The sequence below is a fragment of the Microcystis sp. Msp_OC_L_20101000_S702 genome (genome assembly GCF_007095705.1).
GTDB classification, from domain to species: Bacteria; Cyanobacteriota; Cyanobacteriia; order Cyanobacteriales; family Microcystaceae; genus Microcystis; species Microcystis ichthyoblabe_A.
Genome location: NZ_SFBO01000084.1, coordinates 1 through 6,263 on the forward strand (window position 1 = coordinate 1; position 6,263 = coordinate 6,263).

Here is a 6,263-nt window from a genome sequence, read left to right on the forward strand (position 1 = left end):
GTCGGAGAGGCCGCCTTTAGCGGGAATCCGATAGAGAGGTTCGTAGTTAACCCAGTACGGGTCAAAGCGTACAAAGCTAATTCTAGATGCAATATTTGCGTACAGAATTAGTAACTATCTAGTCAATGATGCCTTTCAACTTCCAACGGGATAACGGTGTTTATCACTTTAATCTATTCCCCGGTAGAGATCGGCGATCGCTAACTCTAGGTTAATACTTGGCAGGATCACGCGATCGCCGGTCTCGTAAATAGTCGTTTCCCATATCCCCAGAGAATTACGACGACGGCATTCCACGCGCTGGATTTCTTGGGAAATTAATACATATTCTTCTAAAGTTTCTATCTGTTGATAATCTTGGAATTTTTCGCCCTTGTCAAAAGCAATCGTACTGGGGGAAAGCACTTCCGCGATCAGTTTCGGATAGCGTTTCAGGTAACGATCTTGGCGATCGCGAGGATCGCAGGTAACAAAAGCATCGGGATAGTAATAAAACTGATCTTGATAGTTAACCTTGACATTACCCGAGTGAAACCGACAGTCTGTAGAGTCGCCGAAATGTTCGTCAATGACTTTGAGAAAATTGAAGGCGATGCGCTCGTGATTATCCGTACCGCCGGCCATCGCATAAACCAAACCACGTCGGTATTCATGGCGGATTTGGCTCTGGCGCTCGATAGCGAGATATTCTTGGGGACTGATGTAGTTGGGAACTGCGATCATAATCTCTAGGGGAAAGCCTAGTATTAATCATAGTACGAGAACGGCTCTGGCTCTCCTATTGTCTGTGTGATCAGTTTAGGGACTTGCGTGGGAATAATATCCCAATCGATCGGAGGGCGCAAGCTTTGCGCCCCTACAGTAACGGATTTTGTCCACAATGTAGGGGCGAACTGCGTTCGCCCAAAAGGTACATTCCTTTGTCTCTTTGTGGTTCCTGACCCAGAGAGCCGATAAACCAGCGCAAGAGGGCAAAATCTTGATAAACTGAGGGGATAACTATTCTAGACCATTCCCATGACCACTCACTTTATTAGTGCCGAAATCGACCTACAGGAAACCCCGCAACAACTGCAGCAAGAAATCGAAAAAGAATTAGCCAAACGGGGTGAACCCTTGCGTTGGGCAATCACAGAAGTGGATACCGAGAATAATCAAGTCAAAGTCGAAGCGATTGTCACCACTGCCTCGTGAATTCCCGTCCCTATACCGCCGTACTAATTATTCCCACCGGCATCGGGGCAGCGATTGGCGGTTATGCTGGGGATGGCATTCCCGTGGCCAAAGCGATCGCTCAAGTTTGTGATCGCCTAATTACCCATCCCAATGTCCTCAACGGCGCACAACTGTACTGGCCTCTAGCCAACACCCATTATGTAGAGGGTTACGCTTTAGATCGTTTTGCCCGGGGGGATTGGGGATTAAGTCCCGTCCATCAAAATCGCATCGGGTTACTATTTGATCGCGCCATTGAATTTGACCTCTTGCAAAGACACCTTCAGGCTGCCGATGCTGTCCGGGCCACCCTAGGCTTAGATCTGACCGATTACGTTATCACCGATGCCCCCTTAAATGTGCAGTTGCGACAGGCAGCCTCCGGGGCCAGTTGGGGAACAATTGGCAATCCCGACAGCTTGCTGCGGGGGGCAGAAAAACTGATTAAGCAAGGCCGAGCGGAAGCGATCGCCATTGTTGCCCGTTTTCCCGACGATCCCGATAGCATTGCCCTGGCTAATTATCGCCATGGTCAGGGGGTGGATCCCCTTGCCGGGGCCGAGGCGGTAATTTCCCATCTGGTGGTCCGACAATTCCAAATACCGGCAGCCCACGCCCCCGCTTTAAGTCCGCTGCCCCTCGATCCGCAACTTTCCCCCAAGGCCGCAGCCGAAGAAATCGGTTATACTTTTTTACCCTGCGTTTTGGTGGGTTTGAGTCGCGCCCCCCAATTGGTCAAGCAGCCCAGTCCCGATGCTATTTGGCGCCGGGAGGTGGACGCGCTGATCGTTCCCGCTGGTGCCTGCGGCTCTAGCACAGTTTTAAGTTTTTGTCAAGAAAAAACTGTACTGATTGCTGTGCAAGAAAATAGTACAAGAATGAAGGTGGCCCCAGAACCTCTAGGGGTGAAAGCAATTAGGGTACACTCATATACAGAGGCGATCAGTGCGATCGTTTGTCAACGGGCAGGGGTTAGCCTCGCATCTCTTCGCCCTAATTTAAACTCTTTACGCTGTTTATCCGAGAATCCGTGACTAATTCCCCTAATCCCGAATTTGATCCCCTGACACGCACACAAGTCCTCACCATTATGGCGGTAACGGCGATTATCTTGCTGGTAGTCGCCAAAGTTTGGCAATATTTCGGTGCGATCGCTATTCCCGCCATTCGCTGGACTCTCCCAGATTTCCTATTCGGATTAGCCTTAGCGGGGTCAATTAGTGGAATTAGTGGGCTTCTCTATCGTTTTTGGTCTAGTTATCGCCATAGTGCTAACTCTTACTTAGAATTAGTCATTAAACCTTTAGCTTGGCCCGATTTAATTTGGATTGGATTACTGCCGGGGTTAAGTGAAGAATTATTATTTCGCGGGGTGATTTTGCCAGCTTTGGGCTTAAATATCTTTGGTTTAACCGTTTCTAGTCTAATTTTTGGCATCCTCCATTTTAGCGGTTCCCAACAATGGCCCTATGTTATCTGGGCAACTGTTGTCGGTTTTGCCCTCGGTTATACCGTCATCATCACCGGTAATTTATTAATCCCGATCCTCGCTCATATTATCACCAATCTCCTCGCTAGTTTTCTCTGGAAATTACAGCATAGTAATCAGTAATCAGTTATCAGTTATCAGTGGGTAAGTTATCAGTGATCAGTAATCAGTAATCAGTAATCAGTTATCAGTTATGGTTCTTCGTTACTTGGTATGGTTCGATATGGGGGCATAAATCGACTAAATCCTTATCTGGCAAGAGATTTAATTGATTAGTTCGCTCCAGACGCAAACAATTGACAAAAATTGCGGTAATGTCTGTTTCTATAAGGGTTTCATCCCTTATAACCCCCGTCCATTGCATAACACAAACCGAAGAGCCTCAGTTATCAGTGACTACTCCTGTCTCCTATAAAAAACATGGAAGTGCAATTTCGCGAATTTAATCCTTTTGATGTCTGGTTTTGGCTGGAATTTTCGACGGTTCCCTCGAATATGGAACAGCAGTATGTAGAAGAAGTTTTTGCTTCTTGGTTTTATTTGGGTAAATTAGGAGCTTTCAATGCCGAAAACCTACAGGTACAGGAGGTGGGAGTCGATATTAGTTATATGGAATACGATCCAGATATGGTCGAAAATGCCTTTATGTCACCGATGCACAATATGACCGATTTTGAATACTTAGGTACTTGGGGACGTTGTTGGTTTGATCTCGGTACTAGCGATCTTATTGCTTTGGATATTTTAATCAATGCCTTGACCCAATTAAGTAAGGATTTTGTCGATATTAAACGTTTAATTATCGGGGGAGAAAATCAAGATTGGACTGTCAGCGATCGCAGTAATTATCTCTTTAGCGAATAATTAGGTTTTACTGAAAAAGTTTCTTGGTGGGGTCTGTATTCTCCGAGTCAGGAGACAGGAGACAGGAGATTATTTTTATTTATTCTTCCCACACCCCACACCCGACACCCCACACCCGACACCCCACACCCGACACCCCACACCCGACACCCCACTTAACAACATCTATGCTTAATCTCGTCTCCCTTCCAGAAATTCCCGCCGCTGCTTGGAAACGTCCTCTAGGCAAAGGTTGGGAAAAACCCTACAGCGTCCGCTATGCCAGCAATTTAGATGATGGTCCTTGGCATGGGATGCCTCTGGGGGGATTTGGGGCCGGTTGCATCGGACGTTCCCCCAAAGGTGACTTTAACCTCTGGCATCTGGACGGCGGTGAACACAGCTTTAATAGCCTTGCAGCCTGTCAATTTAGCATTTTTGAACAAACAGAAGACGGAAGCGCCCAAGCCTACGCTATGGCGACGGAAAGCCCGACGGATGGAACATTATCGCGCTGGTCGTGGTATCCAGCCGAAAAGGGGACATATTCTGCGCTTTATCCCCGCAGTTGGTACGAGTATAAAGATGTTTTTCAGACTCAATTAATTTGCGAACAATTCTCACCGGTTTGGGCGCATAATTATCAAGAAAGTAGTTATCCTATAGCCCTATTTGAATGGACGGCTCATAATCCCACCGATAAACCGATTACTATTAGTATTATGCTGACTTGGCAAAATACAATCGGTTGGTTTACTAACGCGATTAAATCCCCAGTGGTTAAGGTGAGAGATGATGGTAGTCCCGTCTATGAATATCAATCAAAATGGGGGGAAAGTGAGGGTAATTATAATCAATGGATTGTCGATAATTTCCGCGTTGGCTGTCTAATGCGTCGGGATTACGAAAACCCCGGGGAAGGGGATGGACAGATGGCGATTGCTAGTATCACTAATCCGAGTCTAGAGGTATTCTATCTGGGTAAATGGAACCCTGCGGGCGATGGGGGCGAAGTTTGGGACTATTTCGCCATGAATGGCTCTTTACCGGATATTGAGGACGAAACCCCCGCCCAAAAAGGGGAAGAAACGGCCACGGCTATGGCGATTCGTTTTACCATTCGTCCGGGGAAAACTCGCAAAATTCCTTTTATTTTAGCTTGGGATTTACCAGTCACCGAATTTGCCCAAGGAATTAACTATTATCGTCGTTATACGGACTTTTTCGGTCGCAATGGTCAAAATGCTTGGGCGATGGTACGCACGGCTTTAAAACACGGCGATACATGGCGAGAAAATATTATTAACTGGCAAAAACCGATCCTAGAACGCAGCGATCTGGCCGATTGGTTTAAAATGGCTTTATTTAACGAATTATACCTGTTAACGGACGGCGGCACTCTCTGGACGGCCGCCACGGAACGGGATCCGATTGGTCAATTCGGAGTGTTAGAATGTATTGATTATCGTTGGTATGAAAGTCTTGATGTGCGTCTCTATGGTTCCTTTGGGTTATTGATGTTATGGCCGCGCTTAGAAAAGGCCGTCATGGAAGCTTTTGCTAGGGCAATTCCCAGCAGTGACGACACTCCTCGGATTATTGGATATAACCAAGCTAGTGCCATTCGTAAGACCAAAAATGCCACTCCCCACGATTTAGGCGCACCCAATGAACACCCTTGGCAAAAGAGCAATTACACCAGTTATCAAGATTGTAATCTCTGGAAAGATTTAGGCAGTGATTTTGTTTTATTAGTCTATCGGGATTATTTATTAACGGGGGCTAAAGATGAGGATTTTCTGCGGGAATGTTGGCCGTCAATTGTTCTGACTTTGCAATATTTAAAAACTTTTGACCTTGATAACGATGGCATCCCCGAAAATTCCGGCGCACCAGACCAAACCTTTGATGATTGGCGTTTACAGGGAATTAGTGCCTATTGTGGTGGTTTGTGGATAGCAGCCCTAGAAGCGACGCTGAAAATTGGGGCAATTCTTGGAGAGGATACGGCAATTTTTGCCAGTTGGTTACAGCAATCTCGCGCTATTTATCATCAGACTCTCTGGAATGGAGAATATTATAATTTAGATAGTGGTAGTGGTTCCGATGTGGTGATGACTGACCAATTATGCGGTCAATTTTATGCTCGTTTATTGGCTTTGCCGGATGTGGTAGAAAATCAATACACGCAATCAGCTTTAAGTAAGATTTATCAGGCTTGTTTTCTCAAGTTTCATGGGGGAAAATTTGGGGCAGCCAATGGTTTAAAACCCGATGGTACTCCCGAAAATCCCGAGGCAACTCATCCCTTGGAAGTTTGGGTAGGAATTAATTTTGGGTTGGTGGCTTTTTTACTACAAATGGGAATGGAAAAGCAAGGATGGCAAATTACGGAGGCAGTGGTGCGACAAATTTATGAAAATGGCCTACAATTTCGCACCCCAGAAGCGATTACATCGGTGGGAACTTTTCGCGCTTGTCATTATTTACGCGCCATGGCTATCTGGGCTATCTATGGGGTTTTGACGGAATTTCAGGGATAAAACAGGATTATCGCCATCTAACTGGTGATCTGGTTTTACTGGGTAAATCACTGTAATAGTTAGTAAAAGTATAGTCAAATATAGACAGACTGAATTCCATTTCAGAAATTCCTTTCACTTTTACTTCGAGAGATTAATTCTCCTTGGGTGAACTACGCACCTCTCTATCCCAT

Annotated in this window: 6 protein-coding genes; 5 read left to right on the forward strand and 1 reads right to left on the reverse strand. The window is 46.0% G+C overall.

The features are described 5' to 3' along the window. Nucleotides 1–168: 168 nt before the first annotated feature. On the reverse strand, nt 169–723 hold the full coding sequence (locus EWV60_RS08940) for a Uma2 family endonuclease (RefSeq protein ID WP_287231929.1): 555 nt from the start codon (nt 721–723) through the stop codon (nt 169–171). Between the two features lie 294 nt (nt 724–1,017). Here EWV60_RS08940 and EWV60_RS08945 point away from each other — a divergent pair, with 294 nt between their 5' ends. The 5 genes from EWV60_RS08945 (at nt 1,018) to EWV60_RS08965 (ending at nt 6,090) form a co-directional block, all read left to right on the forward strand. Further along, nucleotides 1,018–1,194, forward strand: a complete 177-nt coding sequence (locus tag EWV60_RS08945; RefSeq protein WP_002734354.1) for a DUF8621 family protein — start codon at nt 1,018–1,020, stop codon at nt 1,192–1,194. Continuing rightward, nucleotides 1,191–2,249 carry a DUF3326 domain-containing protein gene (locus tag EWV60_RS08950; protein ID WP_287231930.1) on the forward strand — a complete coding sequence of 353 codons (1,059 nt, stop codon included), beginning with the start codon at nt 1,191–1,193 and terminating at the stop codon, nt 2,247–2,249. The genes EWV60_RS08945 and EWV60_RS08950 overlap by 4 nt, the downstream gene beginning before the upstream one ends. Then, nucleotides 2,246–2,827 (forward strand): CPBP family intramembrane glutamic endopeptidase, encoded by a 582-nt coding sequence (locus tag EWV60_RS08955; RefSeq protein ID WP_287231932.1) that lies wholly within the window; start codon nt 2,246–2,248, stop codon nt 2,825–2,827. Before EWV60_RS08950 ends, EWV60_RS08955 begins: the two co-directional genes overlap by 4 nt. A gap of 297 nt (nt 2,828–3,124) precedes the next feature. Then, nucleotides 3,125–3,568: a DUF3531 family protein gene (locus tag EWV60_RS08960; protein WP_287231934.1), complete on the forward strand. Its 444-nt coding sequence runs from the start codon at nt 3,125–3,127 to the stop codon at nt 3,566–3,568. Nucleotides 3,569–3,735: 167 nt separating this feature from the next. Then, nucleotides 3,736–6,090: a GH116 family glycosyl hydrolase gene (locus tag EWV60_RS08965; protein ID WP_287231935.1), complete on the forward strand. Its 2,355-nt coding sequence runs from the start codon at nt 3,736–3,738 to the stop codon at nt 6,088–6,090. The last annotated feature ends 173 nt before the right edge of the window (nt 6,091–6,263 follow it).

Bases quoted from the DNA above. Each gene is read 5' to 3' on its own strand.
- EWV60_RS08940 (WP_287231929.1), bottom strand. From the start codon at position 723: ATGATCGCAGTTCCCAACTACATCAGTCCCCAAGAATATCTCGCTATC.
- EWV60_RS08945 (WP_002734354.1), top strand. From the start codon at position 1,018: ATGACCACTCACTTTATTAGTGCCGAAATCGACCTACAGGAAACCCCG.
- EWV60_RS08960 (WP_287231934.1), top strand. From the start codon at position 3,125: ATGGAAGTGCAATTTCGCGAATTTAATCCTTTTGATGTCTGGTTTTGG.
- EWV60_RS08965 (WP_287231935.1), top strand. From the start codon at position 3,736: ATGCTTAATCTCGTCTCCCTTCCAGAAATTCCCGCCGCTGCTTGGAAA.